Source organism: Bacteroidota bacterium (assembly GCA_016713925.1).
Classification (GTDB): Bacteria; Bacteroidota; Bacteroidia; order AKYH767-A; family OLB10; genus JAJTFW01.
This window is the reverse complement of record JADJOH010000006.1, coordinates 90,061-111,518: the sequence shown is the minus strand read 5'-3', so window position 1 is coordinate 111,518 and position 21,458 is coordinate 90,061. Positions and strand designations below refer to the sequence as shown.

Below are 21,458 nucleotides of genomic sequence, written 5' to 3'. Positions count from 1 at the left end.
AAGTATTCGTTTCATTTCATTCTGAAATCGATTTTTTTTAAAATAAAAATTCCTGATCTGCATTTCCACGACATCCTTTCGACTACTTTTATCCCATGGCAGGGAAATCAAAATTCTATGTTGTTTGGGAGGGAAGAAGGCCCGGAGTTTATTCAACCTGGATGAATGCCGTAGAAACATCGAGGGTTATCCCAATGCAAAATATAAATCCTACCTGTCGAAGAAAGAAGCTGAAACTGCATATGCAGATCATCCTTCCAAACATATTTACAAAAAGGATAAAGAGCCGGGTGCTGCGAGTGTCTCTACGCGAAAAGCCGGTGTTGGTCAACCGCGACCCGATGCAGTTTGTGTAGATGCTGCCTGTAGTGGCAATCCGGGATTGATGGAATACCGTGGGGTAGATTATCAATCCAAAGAGGAAATCTTTCATATGGGTCCGCTGGATCATGGAACCAATAATGTTGGTGAGTTTTTAGCGATCGTACATGCCCTGGCGTTTTTAAAACAACAACAATTGCCCACTAAAATTATTTACTCCGATTCTAAAATCGCCATAGGCTGGATAAAGAAGAAAAAATGCGGAACTAAACTCGAGCAGAACCGACGCAACGGTAAACTCTTCGATCTCATCCACCGCGCCGAGCAATGGCTTCTAAACAACTCCTACCATAATCCGATATTAAAATGGGAAACGGAAGTCTGGGGAGAGATCCCTGCGGATTTTGGAAGGAAGTGAATGAGCCTGCAATCACAACGCTTCTATTTTCTACAAAATTATCTTTAATAAACATCACACTTTTGTCGGAAATTGAAAAGTGCCCGTATACAAAATCAAACCCTATTTTACAGTAATTTAAAAATATGACACGAAGCAGATTTTTCTATAAATTTGCCTTTTAGAATTCATCCTCTTCTCCCCATATGAAATATACTCCCAAAGCCCCTGCCCTGCTCTTACTTGAAGATGGAACTGTTTTCCATGGAAAATCTGCCGGTTATCCGGGGATGGCTACAGGAGAGCTTTGTTTTAATACCGGGATGACAGGGTATCAGGAGATTTTCACCGACCCCTCCTATACCGGACAGTTAATGGTCATGGCGAGTGTGCATATCGGGAATTATGGAATTCGATTAGAAGAATCTGAATCCGCAAAAATCCGCATTTCAGGCATGATTTGCAGAAATCTGAGTCCCATCGCTTCCCGAAAAGAGAGTGATATGCCGATACAGGACTTTTTAAAGGAAAATAAACTCGTTACCATTACTGATGTGGATACGCGAGCCATCGTTCGTCATATTCGCAGTAAAGGTGCCATGAATGCCATCATCAGTACCGACAATCAGGACATCGAATTTCTGAAGAAAGAACTTGCTAAAGTTCCTTCGATGGAGGGTCTGGAATTGTCTTCTGCCGTTTCTTCCGATAAAGCCTGGGATTTTAATGCATCAGGAGAACTAAAAGTAGCGTTGCTGGATGGAGGTTTCAAGTTTAATATTGCACGTTGTCTGGCCGACCGAGGGTGTCATGTTCGCATCTTCCCGTACAATGCGAGTTTTAGTGAAATGCAGCAATGGCAGCCGGACGGATATATGCTGTCTAACGGTCCCGGAGATCCGTCAGCGATGCCGGAAATCGTAAACACTGTAAAACAGATTTTGGAGGCATCAGTGCCTTTGTTTGGTATTTGTTTGGGACATCAGTTACTCGCTGAAGCCTGTGGGATGAGAACCTATAAAATGCACCATGGTCATAGAGGTATCAATCATCCGGTGAAAAATTTAGTGAAGGGTAGCAGTGAAATCACTTCACAAAATCACGGTTTTGCGGTGCTGCAGGAAGATATCGAAAATGCGGAAGATCTCGAGATTACACATGTCAATCTGAACGATCATACCATAGAGGGCATTCGCGTGAAATCGAAACCGGCCTTTTCTGTACAGTATCATCCGGAGGCTGCACCGGGTCCACACGATTCGGCCTATCTTTTTGATGAATTTGTCAGCATGATAAAAAAAAACGTTAGTGTTAAAGCAGTCAGTATCTGATTGGACTACCGGGTCAACTGTACCATATACTATCATCCCCGTAAAGCAAATGATGCGCGCATTTCATTTGTTACAATAAAGTGATTACTGTCAGTGATATTGATTCTTCCCTCACAGAAGTTCACCGGTTATCCTCTCATTCGATTCTTTACTACATTTGACCATATGAAATTGTGGATCCTTCCCTGTTTATTCTTATTCTGTCTGACAGCTTCCGGCGACCCATCTCCCTCCTATTTTCAACAGGAAGTAAATTACAAAATCAATGTGCGGCTCAATGATAAGAAACAGAGTCTGCATGCCGACATTGAAATTGAATACATCAACCGTTCCTCCGATACCCTTAACGAACTGTTTTTTCATCTTTGGCCCAACGCCTACAAGAATAGAAATTCTGCATTGTGCAAACAACTACTGGAAAGTGGAGATGCTACCCTTTACTTTGCTGATGAAAAGGAAAGAGGGTTTATCGATTCGTTGCAATTCACTGCCGATGATGAAATAATAAGCTGGAAACCGGACCAGGTGCATGAGGATATCTGCCTGCTGCAACTAAAGAAACCCTTGCTCCCCGGGAATAAAGTCATCATCCGCACACCCTTCTATGTAAAACTCCCCTCCGCTTCGTTTTCCAGATTGGGTCATCTTGGACAAGCCTATGCCATTACACAATGGTATCCCAAGCCGGCGGTATATGATAATCAGGGATGGCATGCGATGCCCTACCTTACGCTCGGAGAATTTTATTCAGAGTATGGAAGTTTTGAGGTGAACATCACCTTGCCGAAAAATTATGTTGTTGGAGCCACGGGCGATTTACAAACGCCTTCCGAAATTGAATGGATGAACAATAAATCGAAGGAGCAGGTTATTTCATCAACAGATAAAAGATTTCCTCCTTCTGATCCGCAATTCAAAACCATTCAATTCAAACAAAAAAATGTTCATGATTTTGCCTGGTTTGCCGATAAGCGATTTCATGTGCAGAAGAGTGAAGTAAAACTACCTAACAGTGATCGCACGGTCAATACATGGGCTTTATATACCAATTCCGAACCGGAGATCTGGACCAAAGCCACCGACTATATCAATTTCGCGATTTACCAGTATTCGAAATGGCTAGGAGACTATCCCTACAATCAATGTACTGTTGTAGATGGTACTATAGCAGCAGGGGCGGGAATGGAATACCCGAATATTACGATTGTCGGTAAATCCGGAGTAAAAGAAATACTGGAAACGGTTATCATACACGAAGTAGGACATAATTGGTTTTATGGAATTTTAGGATCCAATGAACGGATTTATCCCTGGATGGATGAAGGCATCAACTCGTATTATGAAAGCCGGTCCATCATGGAAAAATATCCGCATGATCTTTTTGGCAATGTCAACGAATTGAGCAGTCTCAACTTTCTCGGTCAACTTACGGGACTGGATAAACTAAATTACAATGCATTTTCATTCTTCGAGTACTTGCTTTCTGCCAGCAGTCATACGGATCAACCCATTTCCAGACCGGCACCTGTTTACACTGATTTGAATTACGCGACTATTGTTTACAAAAAAACGGCTGTTGCATTCCACTATCTCAGCAAATACCTTGGCGATAGTTTATTCGACCGTTGTATGCAAACCTATTATGAGCAATGGAAATTCAAACACCCTCAGCCGGAAGATATCAAAAGTGTTTTTACGAGTGTCAGTGGGAAAAATCTCGATTGGTTTTTTAACGAAATCCTTTTTACCACCAAACAGCAGGATTTCAAATTGACCAAACATGAAAAAAGCAAGGAGGGATTCAAGATTAGCGTGACGGACAAATCCGGCTTATCCGCTCCCTTCTCTCTCTCTACTTTTAAAGATGATAAACCGATAACGGAAACGTGGTATGACCCATCAGCACTCAACAAAGAACTCTTCATTCCATGCAACGATTGTGATCAACTTAAAATTGATGCGTCAGGTGCAAGTCTGGATGTGAATCATAAAAACAATAGTTACCGGAAAAGAATACTCCCGGCTTTTCATCTTCTCCCCAAAGTACATCGTACAGATCGCTCATCACTTTTCATAACACCCATTGCCGGATGGAACAATTACAACGAGTTCCTGCTCGGGACGGTTATTTATAATTCAGTTATACCCTTCAGAAACTTCGAATACTATCTGGCTCCTTTATACGGATTTGGAGATAAAACCATTAATGGAAACGGTCTTGTCAAATACAGTATTTATCCGGAGGGTTCTCCATTTCAAGAAATACGAATGAGTAGCAATTACCGTAAATTCTCTTATTCAGAAGATACTTACAGGGCAGCTTCAGGAAATCTGGAGACGGATCTATTCGCGTATCAACGTTTTTCGCCCTCACTGACTTTTCAATTCCGAAAACCACATCCACGTTCGTCTATTCAGCAGGCGATAAAAGCAGAAGCCGTGCATCTTTGGGAAGAGACTGTAAAATACAATTTAGAGGCGAGTCCGGTCTTTGCTAAAAAGTCAACGCTCTACTCTGATTTCTACCGCTTAAATTATTCATACAAAGACCGACGAGCTGTTGATCCCTGGAACTTCGTTTTGCAAACTGAGGCAAATAAAAATGTTTTTAAAGCGGAAATGGAACTGAATTACCGGATCAGTTATAAAGTAAAAGGAAGAGGTGCGGATATTCGTGTATTCGGAGGATATACTTTTGATGATAAAGTGAATGGAGCAAATGGTTTTTTCCTGAGTGATAGAAATGGAGTACGCGGTTCTAATGATTATGCTTACGACGAATGGTATTTTGGCAGAACAGAAACAGAAGGGTTTCTTTTCCAGCAAATGGCGCTGCGGCAGGGTGCCTTTAAAGTATATACTCCATTCGGAGCGTATAGAAGCTGGATCTTCGCCGTGAATCTTCAAGCTGAATTGCCTATGCCACTTCCTATCCGGTTTTATGCAGATATTGGTACCACAGAGAATCTGAAATCAGATTTGAAAAAGGTGTATGACCTCAATGCTTCCTTCAGCTACAATGCCGGTATTTGTTTTAGTCTCGCCAAAAATGTGATCGATGTGTATTTCCCGTTGCTCCTCTCTGAAGAAATTAAAAAATACCAGGATGCGAATAAAATAAAATACAAAGAACAAATACGATTTGTATTCAATATCGCACGACTCAATCCGTTGAATATTAGAAATCAGTTGCTACGATAACGGAATATTTATCTTTACACATCCTTTAACACTCCTTCATGCAACTTCCGCAAGGCAAAAAAATTTACTTCATCAGCGACTTTCATCTTGGCGTGCCGGACCAACAACGCAGTCTGGAACGTGAAAAGAAAATCGTAAGATGGTTAGAGCAAATCAAAGCAGATGCGGCCATCCTTTACCTGATGGGAGATGTTTTCGATTACTGGTTTGAATATAAGCATGCCGTGCCGAAAGGTTATGTGCGATTACTGGGGAAACTGGCTGAGTTAGCAGATAGGGGAATAGAGATGCATTACTTCACGGGCAACCATGATATGTGGGCTTTTGATTATCTGCCACAAGAAATTGGATTACATCTGCACCGGGAACCCATACAGAAAGAGTACAACCTGAAAAAATTTTATCTCGGGCATGGCGATGGACTTGGTCCCGGAGATCATGGATATAAGTTCATCAAAAAAGTATTTGCGAATCCGGTATCCCAATGGCTCTTTGCACGACTTCATCCCAACGCGGGGATTAGTCTGATGCGTTATTTTTCGCAAAAGAGCAGAATCGCCACCGGCACGGAAGATGATATTTTTTTAGGAGAAGACAAAGAATGGCTTATCATCTACTCTAAAGAAGTTTTGAAAAAAGAACATTTTGATTATTTCATCTTTGGTCACCGGCATTTACCTCTTGATATTAAACTCAATGATAAGAGTCGGTATATCAATCTGGGTGAGTGGATCAATCACTTTATGTATGCAGAATTTGACGGGACAGATGTCCATCTGAGAAAATTTGAAAATTGAAATCAGGGTTTAGATTTTTTATATTGAAAAAGAAAAAATCAAATGAACAGTATTTCTCTTCCGGAATGAAATTACGGTTCCAATTCGTAACTTCCCCACGTTCGCTTTTTAATCGCTTCCTGATGCTCTTCTACAGTGGGAATGTACTCGATTGCTCCGACCGCTTTAGCAGCGTCCCAGGCCTTGCCATTGATCACAAGGGCTTCGTCGTATTTCTTGTCTTTGTATAAAAACCAGCTGTACTTATCCAGCGTCAGGTAATCAGACCATACCGAAGGACTAAAATGAATATTAAAAACATAATAGCGGGTATGCAATTCCATCCATGAAGTTGAAGCGGACAAGAAGAGAGCGGCGAGTAATACGAAAATTCTACCGGGGGAAAGTGCTCCAGGTTCGCGTAATGTCATCAGCAAGGAAAGAATGGAAACGAAGAGCGCAAGTCCCATCAGGATCAGGGTACCTCCCATGAACTTCACTTCTGAAAGGAAAAATATCAACCAACTTACCGTAGCGAGACCTAACCACCCTGCATTGCGAATTCTACCGGGTTTACCATTAATTAACTTCATCACATAAAAAATCATCATTGCTGACAGACCGATAGCCATTACAATAGTATGCCAGGGAAGATGCAGCATCTTCATCAGCAAGCCCACGAGAAATACGAGAAAGAATAATAATTCCAGCATTATGTTAAATTTTAAAGAATAAAGATAGTATTTTCATCATTTGCACCTTTCCAATTACAGAAATTTTTACGTTTTCTGCTTCTTCTTTTTCGCCGCGGGGAACAATACATTGTTTAATATTAAACGATATCCCGGTGAATTGGGATGCAGATTTAAGTCAGTTGGCGGATCACCTACCATATGTTGATAATCTTCAGGGTCATGTCCACCGTAAAATGTCCAGGTTCCTTTTCCCGTCTCTCCATGAATATAGCGCGCCTCATTTGCGGCCTTATTCTCTCCCATCACCAGGACTTCAGGTTTGATCAGATCCTTCTTGAATGAAGTGGTTTGGCCCATGAATCCTTTCATTTTTCGGAATTTTTCGCTGGGTTGTCATATCGATATCAGAAAATTCGTATTCCATCGGGTTTACACTTAATTTGAAATCCCTGAAGGCAACGGTTTTGGAAAAATCCAGCTTCGAATTATAGTTTGAAGTGGTACCATCACCATCATACATTTTTCACAAATATCAATTCCCTCTACTGCTAATGAGATATCATAACTGTCCGTTCCCGAACACATCGAGAACATAAAACCTCCACCTGCTGTGAATTCTTTAATCCGTCGGGCTACTGCACCTTTCATCTGGGAAACTTTTTCAAAACCGAGTTTCCTGGCCATGGTTTCATCGGTTCTTACCTGCTCCTGATACCAGGCTGCCGTATGGTACATCGCATAAAACTTACCGTATTGTCCGGTAAAATCCTCATGGTGCAAATGCAGCCAGTCATACAGCGGAAGTTTGCCGGTGATTACTTCTTCATCATAAATGATATCGTACGGAATTTCAGCATAGGTTAAGACTAAGGTTACTGCATCGTCCCAGGGTAATTTATCCTTTGGTGAATAGACAGCCATCTTTGGAGCCTTTTCCAACTTCACTACATCCATATTGACTTCGGGACGGGAAATTTCTTCTAAAATGTTTACCGCTTGTCCATCGGCAATGACAGAATAACTTACTCCACGAATAGTGCATTCTTTTTCCAGTGCGGGTAAGTGTTTAAACAGAAAACTTCCGCCTCTGTAATTGAGGAGCCATTCCACTTCCAAATTATTGGTGAGAATCCAATAAGCAACTCCATAGGCTTTCAGATGATTTTTCTGACTGTCATCCATCGGCACAAGAATATAAGCCGCCATAGACGTGCTCATCAATGAACAGATAAGTAAGAAACTGAGAAATATTTTTCTAATCATTCCGGTGCAATAATAGTAAAACGAATTCAGCCTTAAAATGTTGCTGATAAAACCTGAAATTTTCAACATTTATCAACACTTATTCAGAGGAAAAAGCACCTTTTCACCTGGAAAGATGGGATTTTCAATTTAACTACTTTATCAGAATTCGTCCACTAATACGGAGCATCTTCCTCATCGTTCATTCTGGAAGTCCGGGTGATACGGCTGGAATCAATACCCGGATTCGGGAAAACAGGAGATGGCCCTTGTCCGGAATTACTTTCATCCATAAAATCGTACGTCTCGTAGTCGGTGAACTTGGTAAGATGGCCGATAAACTTCAGATTCACGGATTTGAGTGCGCCATTTCTGTTTTTGGCGATAATAATTTCCGCTAAATTGTTGGCAGGCGTATTATCTTCCGTCTCAGTAAGACCGTAATATTCAGGACGATAGATAAACATTACCATATCCGCATCCTGCTCTATCGCACCGGATTCACGAAGATCACTCAACTGTGGTTTCTTGGTTTGGCTTTTTTCCACATTCCGGCTTAACTGTGAAAGTGCAATGATCGGAATATTCAGTTCTTTGGCAATACCTTTCAGCGATCGGGAGATATGGCTGATCTCCTGTTCACGATTTCCGTTCTTATTATCCTGCCCTCCTACCATCAACTGAAGGTAGTCAATGATGATCATTTCAATTTTCTTTTCAGAGGCCAGACGACGACATTTAGCTCTTAATTCAAAGACACTCAACGCAGGCGTATCATCAATATAAATCGGCGCAGTTGTAAGAGGAGCCACCTTCAGGTTCAGTTGCTGCCATTCATGGGCTGCTAATGTTCCCTTTTTCAGTTTTTCTGTATCAATTTCCGTTTCGCTGGCCACCAAACGATTTACCAATTGAATGGATGACATTTCCAGACTAAAAAACGCGACAGGTTTTTGAAAACGGACGGCGGCATTCCTCGCGAGACTCAGTACAAAAGCTGTTTTACCCATACCCGGACGAGCTGCGATAATAATCAGATCACTTTTCTGCCATCCTGCTGTTACTCTATCCAGTTCCGTAAACCCACTGGCAACACCCGTTACACCACTATCCTGTTTCGCGGCGGTTTCCACTTCTTTCAAAGCTTTTGTCACCAGACCTGACATGGATTCATATTTCCGTCGGATATTACTCTCGGCGATACCAAATAAATTTTTCTCTGCCTTATCGAGTAAATCCAGTACGTCGGTGGTATCTTCAAAAGCATCACGAATCGTCTCACTGGAAATGCGGATCAATTCGCGTTGAATAAATTTTTGTAGTACGATGCGCGCATGAAACTCCACATTGGCAGCAGAAGCCACTCTGTTTGTGAGTTGAGTAATATAATAGGCTCCACCTGCGATTTCAAGGTCTCCGCTCTTTCTTAGTTGCTGCGTCACCGTTAGTATATCCACCGGCTGAGTGGAATGAAAAAGTTGTTGAATGGCTGCAAAAATTCTATTATTGGATTCCTTATAAAAAGCTTCCGGTTTTAGAATATCGATCACCTCCGCCACGGCATTTTTATCCAGCATCAATGCCCCTAATACTGCTTCCTCGAGATCGGTGGCCTGAGGCGGCAGTTTTCCCGGCATTGATTCCGGATTAACAAATGAAAGCGGATTTGCTTTTCTCCGCGTGGATTTTTCAGTACTCATTTTTCAAAATTAACTCAATAGAAACGTTTCTATTTTTTCTTTTATTAACAGCCATCTTATTGCCCGCTGTTTCAGGCAGATTAGTTATCAGACAGAAAAGCCGGCAATAAATCACCGGCTTTGCAGTATTATCCGGTAATGGAATTATTCATTATAAACTCCCATAGAGGTGAATTTATCGAGACGTTTTTTAATGCGCTCTTCAGGACTCATTTCTGATAAGATCGTCAGGTGCTTTAAAATCTCGCCTTTCACGGTCGCGAACATTTCATTCGGGTTAGAGTGCGCACCACCAACAGGTTCAGGAATGATCCCATCAATAAGGTGCTGTTTTTTCATGTCAATGGCTGTCAGTTTTAATGCTTCAGCAGCTTTTTCCTTGTTATCCCAGTTTCTCCACAAAATACTGGAACAGGATTCAGGTGAGATCACCGAATACCATGTATTTTCCAGCATAAACACCTTGTCGCCGATGCCTATACCCAATGCTCCGCCGGATGCTCCTTCGCCTATGATGATACAAATCACAGGCACCTTAAGGATAGACATTTCATAAAGGTTTCTTGCAATTGCTTCTCCCTGCCCTCTCTCTTCGGCTTCCAAACCGGGATAAGCCCCCGGAGTATCAATCAAGGTCACAATAGGTTTATTGAATTTTTCGGCAAGCTTAAATAAACGCAGCGCCTTTCGATAACCTTCAGGATTCGGCATACCAAAATTCCGGTACTGGCGCATCTTGGTATTATTTCCCTTTTGTTGTCCAACAAACATGACTGACTTGCCCTGCACACTTCCAAAGCCACCAATCATTGCTGTATCGTCCTTGACTTGCCTATCGCCAAACAACTCTACAAGATCAGCTCCGGTAATGGCTTGAATATAATTCATGGTATAAGGCCGGTCAGGGTGACGGGAGAGTTGCACGCGTTGCCAGGGACTCAGATTCGAATATAAATCCTTCCGGGTCTTTTCAATCTTGCTCTCTAAATCCTTTATAACATCATCTACATTTACTTTTCCCTTTTCAGCAATTTGCCTGGCCTTCTCCAACTGATCATGGAGTTCTTCCAGGGGCTTTTCAAAATCCAATAATGTTGCGCTCATGTTTTAAGGATTGGGGTCAAAGATACCCGAAAATAAAAAAACTTAGATTCGTAAAATTATTTTAATGAAAACTTATCTGCAGTATGCTTGTATTCCCTCCCGTTAAGGTCAATTTAGGTCTGAGTATCATTGAGAAACGAAAAGATGGGTATCATTCGATCGAATCTGTTTTCTTTCCGGTACCCTGGACGGATGCTCTGGAGGTTGTAATCACTGATCATCAGAACCTTACATTTAATTCCACCGGACTACCCATTCCCGGGGATCAAGCGAACAACTTAGTAATCAAGGCCTTTAATTTACTTTCAAAAGAACATATCCTACCAGGACTAAACTTCCATCTCCACAAAATACTCCCTATGGGTGCCGGATTAGGTGGAGGTTCATCTAATGGTGCCTATGCCTTAAAACTGATCAATGAGGTATGCGAGCTTGGGATCTCCATGAAAGAACTGGAAAAAATGGCCGCGGAATTGGGTAGCGATTGCCCATTTTTTATTGAATCCACACCGAAACTCGTCAGTGGCAGAGGTGAAATCCTGGAACCCGTTGAAATCAACCTTCGGAATTGGCATATGCTGATCGTTATGCCACCTGTTGCTGTTGGAACAGCAGAGGCCTACAGCCGGATAACTCCGAAAGTCCCGGAAACTTCAATTCGTCAAATCATCCGCCTCCCTCCGGAGCGATGGAAAGACCAACTGATCAATGATTTTGAAGCAACCGTTATCGAAAGATATCCTGTGATAGGAGAAATCAAACAGATGATGTACGAACGAGGCGCAGTGTATGCATCAATGAGTGGCTCAGGAGCAGCGGTATTCGGGCTATTCCGATCACAACCTGACCTTACCGGATGGAATTCCTATGCACACTGGAGTGGTGTTTTATAGCAACCGGTTGAATTAATCTTTATGATCATGTGCATCTGCATTCGCACCACCAACAATACGGTTCAGACTATCCATTTCTGCGATGGTTTCCTTGCTTAAAATAAAATCTCCCTTATAATCCATCTCCGGCATTCCGGCATTTACCCAGGCGGTATACCAGAAACATCCCACCACATGTACAGCGGCATGAAATCGTCGCTCTACCATACCATTCAGGGCTTTGTGATAGGCTTCACTATAGGATTTTGAATACACCTTGACCAGTTGGCTTCCCCGTTCTTCGTAGCTATAGCGCTTATCGGATGGGAAATGCTGACTGAGATTTTTCTCGATTTGTAATACAGAATCATGAGCGGCATAACTTTCTCTCAAGACCTGCCAGATGACGGCTGATGGACGCTCCAGATAAAGGGCGCGACCTGTAATCCGATCATACTTATCTCCGAATAATTCCGGCAGTCGTGATTCCCAGAAACCATGAATTCCATGTTGACCGGTGAGTTGTCCGTTATAATTCCGGGTACAATGTAAAGGCACATGTGCATCACCGATATAGTGTCCGATATCAGCTGAATAGCGGAGAATACGTTCCCTGTCGTGATCCTTGAATGCCCGGGTGAGTCGGCCCAACATCACCATCACATGCCATGGAACGATGCCATGCGCCTTGAGTGAATCCTCCCCGTACTTCGCTACTGCCTCGTCCCACCTCACAGGTAGACTATCGAAAGGATGATCACCGTAGCGATCGAGGTCGATGAAATGCCGGGGTGCTTCTTCCGGATCGGCATAGCGCCGTTTATCGGGATCGACTGCATGTTCAGTGACAAAGCCGATATGTTCCTTATAAAATCCGAACATCTCCGGTGGCAAGGTAAAAACAGCTGCTTTGTTAATTTGTTGATGGCCCCAGAAGCCCCAGGCCAGGAGGGTGATCACCGCACCCGGTGCGAAGATCAACGGCATAAGAATGCCCAATTGTTTTTTATTCATCATCGTTTCAATTAAAATAACGTTTTCGCTGATATGAAAATCAAGCGGTAAGCTTCACCAATACACCATCAACAAGCACCGGAATGACCGGAGCCTGATTCAATGTAAGGCAATACTCGATATCTTTACTAATATGTAGTTTCTCGAGCCTTTTCCTATGGGAACTCTGCTCGAGAAAAGTATTCAAATCATTTTTTGCTAATCCGTAAAGATGTACGGAAGCCAGAACAGCATCTCTCATTCTGTTCAATTCAAAGTGCGGCAACAGCTTCTCCGCAACTGCACCGGCAAAAAGCGTATCTTCCAAATTGAAAGAGTTCTTCCAGCCCGAACATAAGAGCAGCACATTTTTATCTTGCGTCAGCAGCCAATCGCAGAGGACATCCAGATTCAGAAAAGAACCTGCTACCAGCATATAGGCATCCTTTGCTGCAGTGATCGCCTGTGTACCATTGGTGGTAGAGAGCGCGATATCCTTGCCCTTTACTCTGGGATCCATATAGCTAAAAGGTGAATTCCCGAGATCAAAACCATCTATCATTTCACCGTTCCTTTCTGCACCAACGAGAAAACCCTTTGCCCGATACGACTCACTTTCTTCCACTGTGGCCACGGGCACTACACTTCGCACTCCATTTGCAAAAGCAACGCACATCGAAGACGTCGCCCGCAGCACATCAATCACAACAACGATTGAAGATGTGACATCATGCAATTGGATCAATGCCGGAGAGAAGCAGACTTCTAAGGTTCGGCTGGATTTATTTACCGTGGAACTCAATATTTCTTAGTTTACTTTTTCAAAAAAGGGGTTTTAACAACACTTGCTTTAATGGCTTTATCTCTGATTTTAATAAATACTTCTGAATTTTCAGCAGCATGATCGATATGCACATATCCCATACCGATAGCTTTTTGCAGGGAGGGCGACTGAGTACCGGATGTCACTACACCAACCACATCACCGCTGGCATTCATGATCTCATAACCATGACGGGGAATTCCTTTTTCTTTCATTTCGAAACCGACGAGCTTGCGCTGCACTCCTGCATCTTTCTGTGCTTTCAAGGCAACACTATTGGTAAATTCCTTGGTGAACTTTGTTATCCAACCCAGTCCGGCTTCCAGCGGAGACGTGTTATCATCAATATCATTTCCATAGAGGCAAAAACCCATTTCAAGTCGCAAGGTATCGCGGGCACCCAATCCACAGGGCTTAATCCCAAACTCCTTACCTGCTTCCATAAGGGCATTCCAAATCGTTTCTGCGTATTGATTCTCGAAATAAAGTTCGAAGCCACCGGCACCGGTATATCCTGTATTTGAAATCAGAACATTTTTACAACCGGCTAATTCACCTTTGGCAAAAGAGTAATATGGAATTGACGATAAATCAACCGAAGTCAGTTTTTTAATGGTATCCATGGCTAAAGGACCCTGTACAGCCAATAAGGAAGTTTTCTCTGAGATGTTATGCATCTCCACTTTAGCTGTGATGAAATTTTGAATCCATTCCCAATCCTTGTCGATATTGGAAGCATTTACCACCAACATCCAATGCCCATCTTCGAGATAATAAACGATTAAATCATCTACAATACCCCCTTTTTCATTAGGAAGGCAGCTGTATTGCGCCTTTCCCGGGCTCAGTTTTGATGCATCATTACTCGTCACTCTTTGAATCAGATCGAGGGCTCCCGGTCCTTTAAGAATGAATTCGCCCATATGGGACACATCAAAAACCCCAACTTTGTTACGTACGGTATCGTGTTCAACAGTAATACCTTCGTACTGAACTGGCATCAGATAGCCGGCAAAAGGCACCATTTTAGCACCAAGTCCTTGATGTATATCTGTTAAAGCAGTCAGTCTTAACTCAGCGGTTTGGGAAGTCATAATTACTATAATTTAAGTAGGCAAATTTAATGCTTTTTTTGCTCAGTCAGATCACGAAAATATTTTAGGTAAGCAGGCTGTAAAGCTTTAACCGAGTACTCCTTTTCGACAGTTTTTCGACCATTTTCAGCACATAACCTTCGAAGCGAAGGATTATCAATCAACAAACTAAGTTTTTCTATCCATTCACTTATCGTTGCAGCAAGCATTCCATTTTCTCCATCTCGGATAATCTCTGTATTCACTCCAACCGGCGACATCACTGTTGCAATACTCAAAGCCATATACTGCAAACCTTTAAGTCCGCATTTACCTTTTGCCCATTCGTCATCGGGTAGTGGCATAATACCAATATCAATTTCGGAAAGTTCCTGTAGTTCGGTCTCCTTCTTCCACGGAATCCCAACGATTCCCAGTTCTTTCATTTGGTAATTTCCATCACCAATCACTTTAAAGGTTACCCTTTCACCATATTTTGCCTTGATCGCTTTCAACACCGGTACAGCCATTTCAAAATGACGAATTGTTGTTATAGATCCACTCCAGCCGATACATACAGGCAGCTTATCTCTGAACGGAACCGGCAGATATTCGTCTGTATCAATAGTTGTGGGGATAATGACGACATGGTCATTGTGGTGCCTGGCATAATCAGCGAGATATTCATTCCCGGCGAAAACGAGGTCAGCCATACTAATCAGTTTTGCTGTTTTACCGGGATTCTTCATCCATCCAAATTTTTTATTGGCATCGGAAACATCGAAATGCCAGATGGCATCATCGAAGTCATAAATAATGGGTGCACGGGATTTATGCAACAGCTCTTCAAAAATCGTAGTGCCGGTGAGGAAACCCTCTCTGCAAATAAAAATCAAATCGAATTTATTTCTTGAAATAACATCCCTGGCACGTTTCATTGCTGCCTTTAATGCGATAGCGCCCTTTAAGAAATAATGGCCGGGTCTGTAAAGCACCTTATCATCTTCTTCAGAAATCAAATGTGAAAAATGACAATGAAATCCATTCTGCTCCAAAAAATCAATATACTGTTCAAACCTGAACCGTTGATTAGGCGCACGGTCTTTTCGATGCGCTGTAATGATCAATACCTGCTTCACGATTTAATATTGGGAATGATCTGTTAATCTTCCAGCCAAACCGGCGGAAGCTTCTCTGTTATTTCAATACCATTAAATTTCGTGCTTCTTCGTATACCGGAAGTTTTGGCCCAATCCGCCATCTTTTGTAGTCCTTCCTTTAAGGTATAATGTGTGTTGATATCAAATATACGTTGCACTTTAGTATGATCCGCGTAAGCATGTAATACTTCATTTCTTGCTTCCACATGTCGAATTTGCCCCTGAACACCCAACACTTCACAGACGGTACCCGCGAGGTCATTGACTGAAAACTCCTGATCTGCTCCAATGTTAAAAACCTGATTGTAGGCAGCCGGAATATTTACACTTTCCGCGATATGAGGTGCGACATCGCCAATATAGCTGAAAGCTCTGGTCTGACTACCATCACCAAAAATAGTCAAGGGCATATCCTGCATCAGTTGATTCATAAAAATACCGACCACATTTCTATATTTATCGCCCAGATTTTGATACTCGCCGTAAACATTATGCGGACGGAAAATGATATAATTCAAGCCGAACATTTCATGTGTGCATTTCAGGTCCATCTCAACTGCCAATTTAGAAATTCCATATGGATCCTCCGGTTCCGGCAACATTTCTTCCCGCATTGGCAATTGACCTTTACCATAGACAGCTATGGATGAAGTAAAGACAAAACATTTTACCTTATGCTTTACGGACTCATTAATCAGGTTAATACTTCCAATGAGATTATTATTGTAATTAAATCGTTTAATAAAATGGCTGAGTCCTTCTGCAGCATAAGCCGCGAGATGATAAACGTATTCGAATTTGTACTTGTTAAATAACTGTTCTAATAAGGCATGATCCATTACTGATCCTTGCACAAAAGTGGCTTTCGGGTTCACATTTTCCTGAAAGCCTCCACTCAGATCATCCAACACAACGACCTGATGCCCTCTGTTTATCAATTCATTGGTTACATGAGCACCAATAAAACCGGCTCCACCGGTTACTAATGAAATTGGCATATTTATTTGAATAGAGACCAAAAATAGACATTTTTTTGAAAAGTCTCATCCGTATACCATCTCAAAATACTCAAGAGCAAATAATTGCATAAATTTGCAACGAATTCAAAAAAGTTAAACTCCATGAAAGGAGTATTTGATAAAAACACACCCAGTATTCTTGTACTCATTGCTGATATGCTAATTTGCATTTTCGCATTGTTGGTGGCCTATCAGTTACGTTTCAATTTCCAAATACCGGTGTCGGAAAGTAATACATTTCCCACCGTGATTCCTTTTGTCCTGGCTGTTCGATTTTTATCTTTTCTAATTATTAAAACTTATAAAGGAATAATCAGATATACCGGCACCCGGGATTCCCTTAGAATTCTGCTTACACTTGCAGGAGGGTCGGTGGTGATGGCCCTCAGCAATCTGATCAGTTATCAATTTAACGAAGCCTATCTCGTTCCTTTTTCCATCATCATCATTGAATTTCTACTTACCGTTTTTCTGATGATTACCGGTCGTCTATTGGTGAAGGTAGTTTATATGGAGTTGAAAAATCCCAGCAGCGAAAAAACCGGAATTTTAATTTATGGGGCAGGTGAAGCCGGACTCATCACAAAAAGAACATTAGACAGAGATGCCGGCACGAAATATAAGGTGGTGGGATTTATTGATGACAATGTAAAAAAAGCCGGTAAAAAGCTGGAAGGAATTACGATTCACCATTCCGATAATCTGGAGCATCTTTTAGTGAAGGGAAATATCAAAAATCTGATTATCGCCATACAGAATATCAGTCCTGAGCGGAAGCAGTACATTGTGGAATCGTCTTTAAAACATAATATCCGGGTATTAAATGTGCCTCCTGTTCGCTCCTGGATCAATGGATCGTTAAGCTTTAAACAAATCCGCAAGGTGAATATTGAAGATTTACTCGGACGCGACCCGATTCAATTACATCTTGAAAAAATAAAAGAAGAACTCACCGGCAAAGTCATTTTGGTGACCGGGGCTGCAGGTTCTATTGGCAGTGAAATTGTCCGCCAGATTTTACCCTTCCAACCGAAGCTGCTTGTTATCCTTGATATTGCCGAATCTCCGCTCTACGAATTAGAACTCGAGTTAAAAGATCACCCGGAAACTAAAATGCAACGGGTAGAAATGGTAATAGGTGACATTCGAAACCCTGAACGTATGCGCAATGTCTTCCGCACCTTTCGTCCGGAGATTATTTTTCACGCTGCAGCCTATAAGCATGTACCCGTAATGGAACTGAACCCCAGTGAATCCATCCTGAATAATGTTTTAGGAACCAAGACCGTTGCTGATCTGGCTATTGAATACGATGCAAAGAAATTTGTCATGATCAGTACAGATAAAGCGGTGAATCCTACCAATATAATGGGTGCCACTAAACGTATTGCAGAAATCTATACGCAGGCCATGAATCAACTGGGAAAAACAAGATTCATCACCACCCGCTTTGGCAACGTCCTTGGCTCTAACGGCAGCGTCATACCGAGATTTAAGAAACAAATTGATTCCGGACAGCCCCTAACAGTAACGCATCCCGATATCACCAGATATTTCATGACGATCAGTGAAGCCTGCCAGTTAGTTCTGGAAGCGGGAACGCTGGGTAAAGGCGGGGAGATATTTATTTTCGATATGGGCCAGCCGGTACGAATTGACGACCTGGCGAAGAAGATGATTCAATTGAGCGGACTTAACTCGGAAAAGATATTCAGATCAATTATACAGGTATTCGTCCGGGAGAAAAACTCTACGAAGAATTGCTGGCGAATGAAGAAAACACCATACCCACCCATCATAAAAAAATTATGATTGCCAAGGTGAAAGAGTATGATTTTACTCTCGTAAAAGAAGAAATTGCACAATTGATTGCGCTTTTCCACGAGCAGAACAACGAAGCGATCGTGCGAAAGATGAAAGAAATAGTTCCTGAGTTTTTGAGCAAGAATTCTGAGTTTGAAAAGCTGGACATCCCTACTCCGGTACAACCCTGACTACCCGTGTATGGTTTCTTTCTTACCGAAACCCTGAATGATTTCCCCCTCGTAATCGAGCCATTCCTGCCAGCGTTTTTCAACATCCTCCCCTTCCCCGTATTTCCTGGCAAAATTTAAAAACAAGGTATAATGATTCGCTTCACTCACCATAAGGTCATGGTAAAAAACACGAAGATCATCATCCTTGATATTTTCTGAAAGCACTTTAAACCGTTCACAGCTGCGTGCTTCTATCATTGCTGCAAATAAGAGGCGATCCAGCAATTGTTGTGCGGAGGATCCTCCTTTCCGCATAAAGTCATAGAGGAGATTTACATATTCATCCTTTCGTTCACGTCCCAAAACAAACCCCCGGGCCAGCAACTTCTCGTGCACCATTTGAAAATGCTGCAGCTCTTCCTGTGCCACTTCCAATACCGCCTTTACCAAATCACTCTTTTCAGGATTTTTTACAACGATGGTGATGGCATTTGATGCCGCCTTCTGCTCACAATAAGCATGATCCGTCAATATTTCTTCAATATTTTTTTCAACGATATTTACCCAACGCGGATCAGTCGGAAGCTTTAAACGGAACATAGTATGATCAATTAATAAGTTTAGAATTTTAAAAGAGCCGCCATCGCCTTGCCAACTTTATCAGCGTTGGGCAACATCGTGGCTTCTAAAGTACTATTCAGAGGTATCGCAGGCATATTCTCCGCCCCAATGACCCGCACAGGTGCATCAAGAAAAGTAAAACATTCCTGCTGAATACGACCGGCTATGGATTGCGCAAAAGAATTATGTACCGGCTCTTCTGTAACGACCAAACATCTGCTGTGCTTTCGCACGGATGCAAAAACAGTTTCCGTGTCGAGCGGGACCAATGTGCGAAGATCAATGATTTCAATTTGTCCGGGATAATTTTTTGCTGCATTTCCTGACCAGTATACCCCCATACCGTAGGTTATAACGGTAAGCGTATCCGAAGTTGCAGATGCTGCCGCTTCCACCACTATGCGTGCCTTTCCTAAAGGTAATATATAATCTTCAGCAGGTTCAACCGTTTTGGCGTCCTCTGTGCCTTTTATCTTCGACCAATACAAGCCTTTATGTTCCAGCATGACCACAGGATTAGGATCATAATAAGCTGCTTTCATCAATCCTTTCAAATCTGCTCCTGTAGAAGGATAGCAAATTTTAATTCCTCTGATATTCGTCAATACACTTTCAATACTGGTGGAATGATAGGGGCCACCGCTGCCATAGGCACCAATCGGAACACGGATGATACAGCTCACCGGCCATTTCCCATTGGTAAGATAACAAGATCGACTTACTTCCGTGAACAATTGATTCAGGCCCGGCCAGATATAATCCGCAAACTGCACTTCTACAATCGGCTTACAACCTGTCGCGCTCATTCCCACTGTACTCCCCACGATGAAAGCTTCCTGAATCGGCGTGTTAAATACTCTATCATCTCCAAATTTCTGCGCCAGTGTAGCCGCCTCTCTAAAAACACCTCCTAATCTTCCCCCGACATCCTGACCATACAACAAACATTCCTTATGCTTCTCCATTAATTCCTGAATGGCAAAGAGAGCACAGTCCACCATCACCTTTACTTCTCCTCCAGCAGGACTTCTCTCTCCTGCTTCTGACAATACAGGTGTAGGAGCAAAATCATGAGTAAAAAGGTCTTCCGGACGAGGATCTTCTGATTTAAACGCTTCCTCAAAATCAGCCCTTACTGTTGTATACGCAAGTGCTTCCATTTCCAATAGCTCATTTTCCGAAATACCAGATTCTAGTAATTCAGCCCGAAAGCGAGGCAAAGGATCACGTAAGGCCGCTTGCTCCAAATCATGTCGATACCACTCTTTGCGAACGCCTGAAGTATGATGATTCAACAGCGGAACGGTAGCGTGCACCAGCCATGGACGCGGATTCTTTCTGACAGATGACATAATCCTGTTCATGGTATCATAACAGGTAAAAAAATCAGTCCCATCGATACTCACGGCTTCTAAACCTTTAAAGCCCTTTGCATATTCAAAGGCATTCATGGCTCTGGTTTCCGCGGCGGTTGCCGAAATATCCCATTCATTATCCTGCACGACATAGATAATTGGAAATTGTTTTAATGCAGCCATCTGAAATGCTTCTGCTACTTCACCCTCAGTGACAGATGCATCTCCGAGAGAACAAATAACTATTGGCAATTCCTCCCCTTCCGGGAGCAAGCCCATCTTCGACATGTATTGAACGCCCATTGCCACACCGGTAGTTGGAATAGCTTGCATCCCGGTTGCGGAACTCTGGTGCGGGATTTTAGGCATTCCTTCTCTCCTGAGGCTTGGATGACAATAATACGTTCTGCCTCCTGAAAAAGGGTCATCACGCTTCGCCATCAGTTGAAGCATCAACTCATAAGGGCGCAATCCAATTCCTAATAAAATACTATCATCACGATAATAGGCACTGAGATAATCCTGTGCTTTCAATTGCAAACCGACAGCCAATTGAATCGCTTCATGCCCTCGAGAAGTGGCATGAACATATTTGGCGGTAATTTGAACTTTCTCTTCATAAAGCACTGTCATCTCTTTTGCAGTGCACATTAATCGATAGGCTTTGAGCAGTAAATCGGTGCTGAGTCCGGTTCTATGTGTTGACGAAGCTGTTATGGACATTGTGCAAAAATAGCAAATGTATACGGGTAAAAAGGCCGGATTTCACTGTTATCTTCTTATTTTTGATCTCATACTT

14 protein-coding genes and 3 pseudogenes are annotated in these 21,458 nt (G+C 42.4%); 6 read left to right on the top strand and 11 right to left on the bottom strand.

The features are described 5' to 3' along the window. Window positions 1-95 precede the first annotated feature (95 nt). The 4 genes and pseudogenes from IPJ86_06835 to IPJ86_06820 all read left to right on the top strand — a co-directional run bounded on the left by IPJ86_06835 (window position 96) and on the right by IPJ86_06820 (window position 6,047). A pseudogene (locus tag IPJ86_06835) lies at window positions 96-739 on the top strand (ribonuclease H family protein). 185 nt (window positions 740-924) lie between these two features. Further along, window positions 925-2,049 carry a glutamine-hydrolyzing carbamoyl-phosphate synthase small subunit gene (gene carA / locus IPJ86_06830; protein MBK7887011.1) on the top strand — a complete coding sequence of 375 codons (1,125 nt, stop codon included), beginning with the start codon at window positions 925-927 and terminating at the stop codon, window positions 2,047-2,049. A 165-nt stretch (window positions 2,050-2,214) separates the two neighbouring features. After that, entirely contained in the window at window positions 2,215-5,250 is a 3,036-nt protein-coding gene (locus IPJ86_06825) for a M1 family metallopeptidase (GenBank protein ID MBK7887010.1), read from the top strand. Between the two features lie 38 nt (window positions 5,251-5,288). After that, window positions 5,289-6,047, top strand: a complete 759-nt coding sequence (locus tag IPJ86_06820) for a UDP-2,3-diacylglucosamine diphosphatase (GenBank protein MBK7887009.1) — start codon at window positions 5,289-5,291, stop codon at window positions 6,045-6,047. Between the two features lie 71 nt (window positions 6,048-6,118). On the opposite strand, the gene IPJ86_06815 is transcribed toward IPJ86_06820, so the two are convergent. The 4 genes and pseudogenes from IPJ86_06815 to IPJ86_06800 all read right to left on the bottom strand — a co-directional run bounded on the left by IPJ86_06815 (window position 6,119) and on the right by IPJ86_06800 (window position 10,767). Continuing rightward, window positions 6,119-6,739 (bottom strand): hypothetical protein, encoded by a 621-nt coding sequence (locus IPJ86_06815; GenBank protein ID MBK7887008.1) that lies wholly within the window; start codon window positions 6,737-6,739, stop codon window positions 6,119-6,121. 66 nt (window positions 6,740-6,805) lie between these two features. After that, window positions 6,806-7,939: pseudogene (locus IPJ86_06810) on the bottom strand (asparagine synthetase B). Between the two features lie 200 nt (window positions 7,940-8,139). After that, entirely contained in the window at window positions 8,140-9,663 is a 1,524-nt protein-coding gene (gene dnaB, locus IPJ86_06805; GenBank protein MBK7887007.1) for a replicative DNA helicase, read from the bottom strand. 144 nt (window positions 9,664-9,807) lie between these two features. Beyond that, complete coding sequence (locus tag IPJ86_06800) at window positions 9,808-10,767, bottom strand: acetyl-CoA carboxylase carboxyltransferase subunit alpha (protein MBK7887006.1); 960 nt, start codon at window positions 10,765-10,767, stop codon at window positions 9,808-9,810. Window positions 10,768-10,850: 83 nt separating this feature from the next. Between IPJ86_06800 and IPJ86_06795 the strand changes: the two genes are divergently transcribed. Next, window positions 10,851-11,660, top strand: coding sequence for a 4-(cytidine 5'-diphospho)-2-C-methyl-D-erythritol kinase (locus IPJ86_06795; protein MBK7887005.1), 810 nt, complete (start codon window positions 10,851-10,853; stop codon window positions 11,658-11,660). A gap of 12 nt (window positions 11,661-11,672) precedes the next feature. On the opposite strand, the gene IPJ86_06790 is transcribed toward IPJ86_06795, so the two are convergent. The 5 genes from IPJ86_06790 to IPJ86_06770 all read right to left on the bottom strand — a co-directional run bounded on the left by IPJ86_06790 (window position 11,673) and on the right by IPJ86_06770 (window position 16,686). Further along, complete coding sequence (locus IPJ86_06790) at window positions 11,673-12,626, bottom strand: S1/P1 Nuclease (GenBank protein ID MBK7887004.1); 954 nt, start codon at window positions 12,624-12,626, stop codon at window positions 11,673-11,675. A gap of 67 nt (window positions 12,627-12,693) precedes the next feature. Continuing rightward, on the bottom strand, window positions 12,694-13,434 hold the full coding sequence (locus IPJ86_06785; protein MBK7887003.1) for a 2-phosphosulfolactate phosphatase: 741 nt from the start codon (window positions 13,432-13,434) through the stop codon (window positions 12,694-12,696). A gap of 11 nt (window positions 13,435-13,445) precedes the next feature. Further along, on the bottom strand, window positions 13,446-14,549 hold the full coding sequence (gene gcvT, locus IPJ86_06780; GenBank protein MBK7887002.1) for a glycine cleavage system aminomethyltransferase GcvT: 1,104 nt from the start codon (window positions 14,547-14,549) through the stop codon (window positions 13,446-13,448). 26 nt (window positions 14,550-14,575) lie between these two features. Next, the gene (locus IPJ86_06775) at window positions 14,576-15,667 is read right to left on the bottom strand and encodes a glycosyltransferase family 4 protein (GenBank protein MBK7887001.1); all 1,092 of its coding nucleotides are present in this window, start codon (window positions 15,665-15,667) and stop codon (window positions 14,576-14,578) included. Between the two features lie 23 nt (window positions 15,668-15,690). Continuing rightward, window positions 15,691-16,686 (bottom strand): NAD-dependent epimerase/dehydratase family protein, encoded by a 996-nt coding sequence (locus IPJ86_06770; protein ID MBK7887000.1) that lies wholly within the window; start codon window positions 16,684-16,686, stop codon window positions 15,691-15,693. Between the two features lie 123 nt (window positions 16,687-16,809). Here IPJ86_06770 and IPJ86_06765 point away from each other — a divergent pair. Beyond that, window positions 16,810-18,701, top strand: a pseudogene (locus tag IPJ86_06765) (polysaccharide biosynthesis protein). Here IPJ86_06765 and IPJ86_06760 read toward each other — a convergent pair. Then, the gene (locus IPJ86_06760) at window positions 18,702-19,283 is read right to left on the bottom strand and encodes a tRNA-(ms[2]io[6]A)-hydroxylase (GenBank protein ID MBK7886999.1); all 582 of its coding nucleotides are present in this window, start codon (window positions 19,281-19,283) and stop codon (window positions 18,702-18,704) included. Between the two features lie 20 nt (window positions 19,284-19,303). Then, on the bottom strand, window positions 19,304-21,382 hold the full coding sequence (locus IPJ86_06755; protein ID MBK7886998.1) for a tungsten formylmethanofuran dehydrogenase: 2,079 nt from the start codon (window positions 21,380-21,382) through the stop codon (window positions 19,304-19,306). Window positions 21,383-21,458 lie beyond the last annotated feature (76 nt).

Coding starts and splice junctions, on each gene's coding strand:
- dnaB (MBK7887007.1), bottom strand. CDS start 9,663: ATGAGTACTGAAAAATCCACGCGGAGAAAAGCAAATCCGCTTTCATTT.
- IPJ86_06770 (MBK7887000.1), bottom strand. CDS start 16,686: ATGCCAATTTCATTAGTAACCGGTGGAGCCGGTTTTATTGGTGCTCAT.
- IPJ86_06820 (MBK7887009.1), top strand. CDS start 5,289: ATGCAACTTCCGCAAGGCAAAAAAATTTACTTCATCAGCGACTTTCAT.
- gcvT (MBK7887002.1), bottom strand. CDS start 14,549: ATGACTTCCCAAACCGCTGAGTTAAGACTGACTGCTTTAACAGATATA.
- IPJ86_06825 (MBK7887010.1), top strand. CDS start 2,215: ATGAAATTGTGGATCCTTCCCTGTTTATTCTTATTCTGTCTGACAGCT.
- carA (MBK7887011.1), top strand. CDS start 925: ATGAAATATACTCCCAAAGCCCCTGCCCTGCTCTTACTTGAAGATGGA.
- IPJ86_06815 (MBK7887008.1), bottom strand. CDS start 6,739: ATGCTGGAATTATTATTCTTTCTCGTATTTCTCGTGGGCTTGCTGATG.
- IPJ86_06800 (MBK7887006.1), bottom strand. CDS start 10,767: ATGAGCGCAACATTATTGGATTTTGAAAAGCCCCTGGAAGAACTCCAT.
- IPJ86_06790 (MBK7887004.1), bottom strand. CDS start 12,626: ATGCCGTTGATCTTCGCACCGGGTGCGGTGATCACCCTCCTGGCCTGG.
- IPJ86_06760 (MBK7886999.1), bottom strand. CDS start 19,283: ATGTTCCGTTTAAAGCTTCCGACTGATCCGCGTTGGGTAAATATCGTT.
- IPJ86_06795 (MBK7887005.1), top strand. CDS start 10,851: ATGCTTGTATTCCCTCCCGTTAAGGTCAATTTAGGTCTGAGTATCATT.
- IPJ86_06755 (MBK7886998.1), bottom strand. CDS start 21,382: ATGTCCATAACAGCTTCGTCAACACATAGAACCGGACTCAGCACCGAT.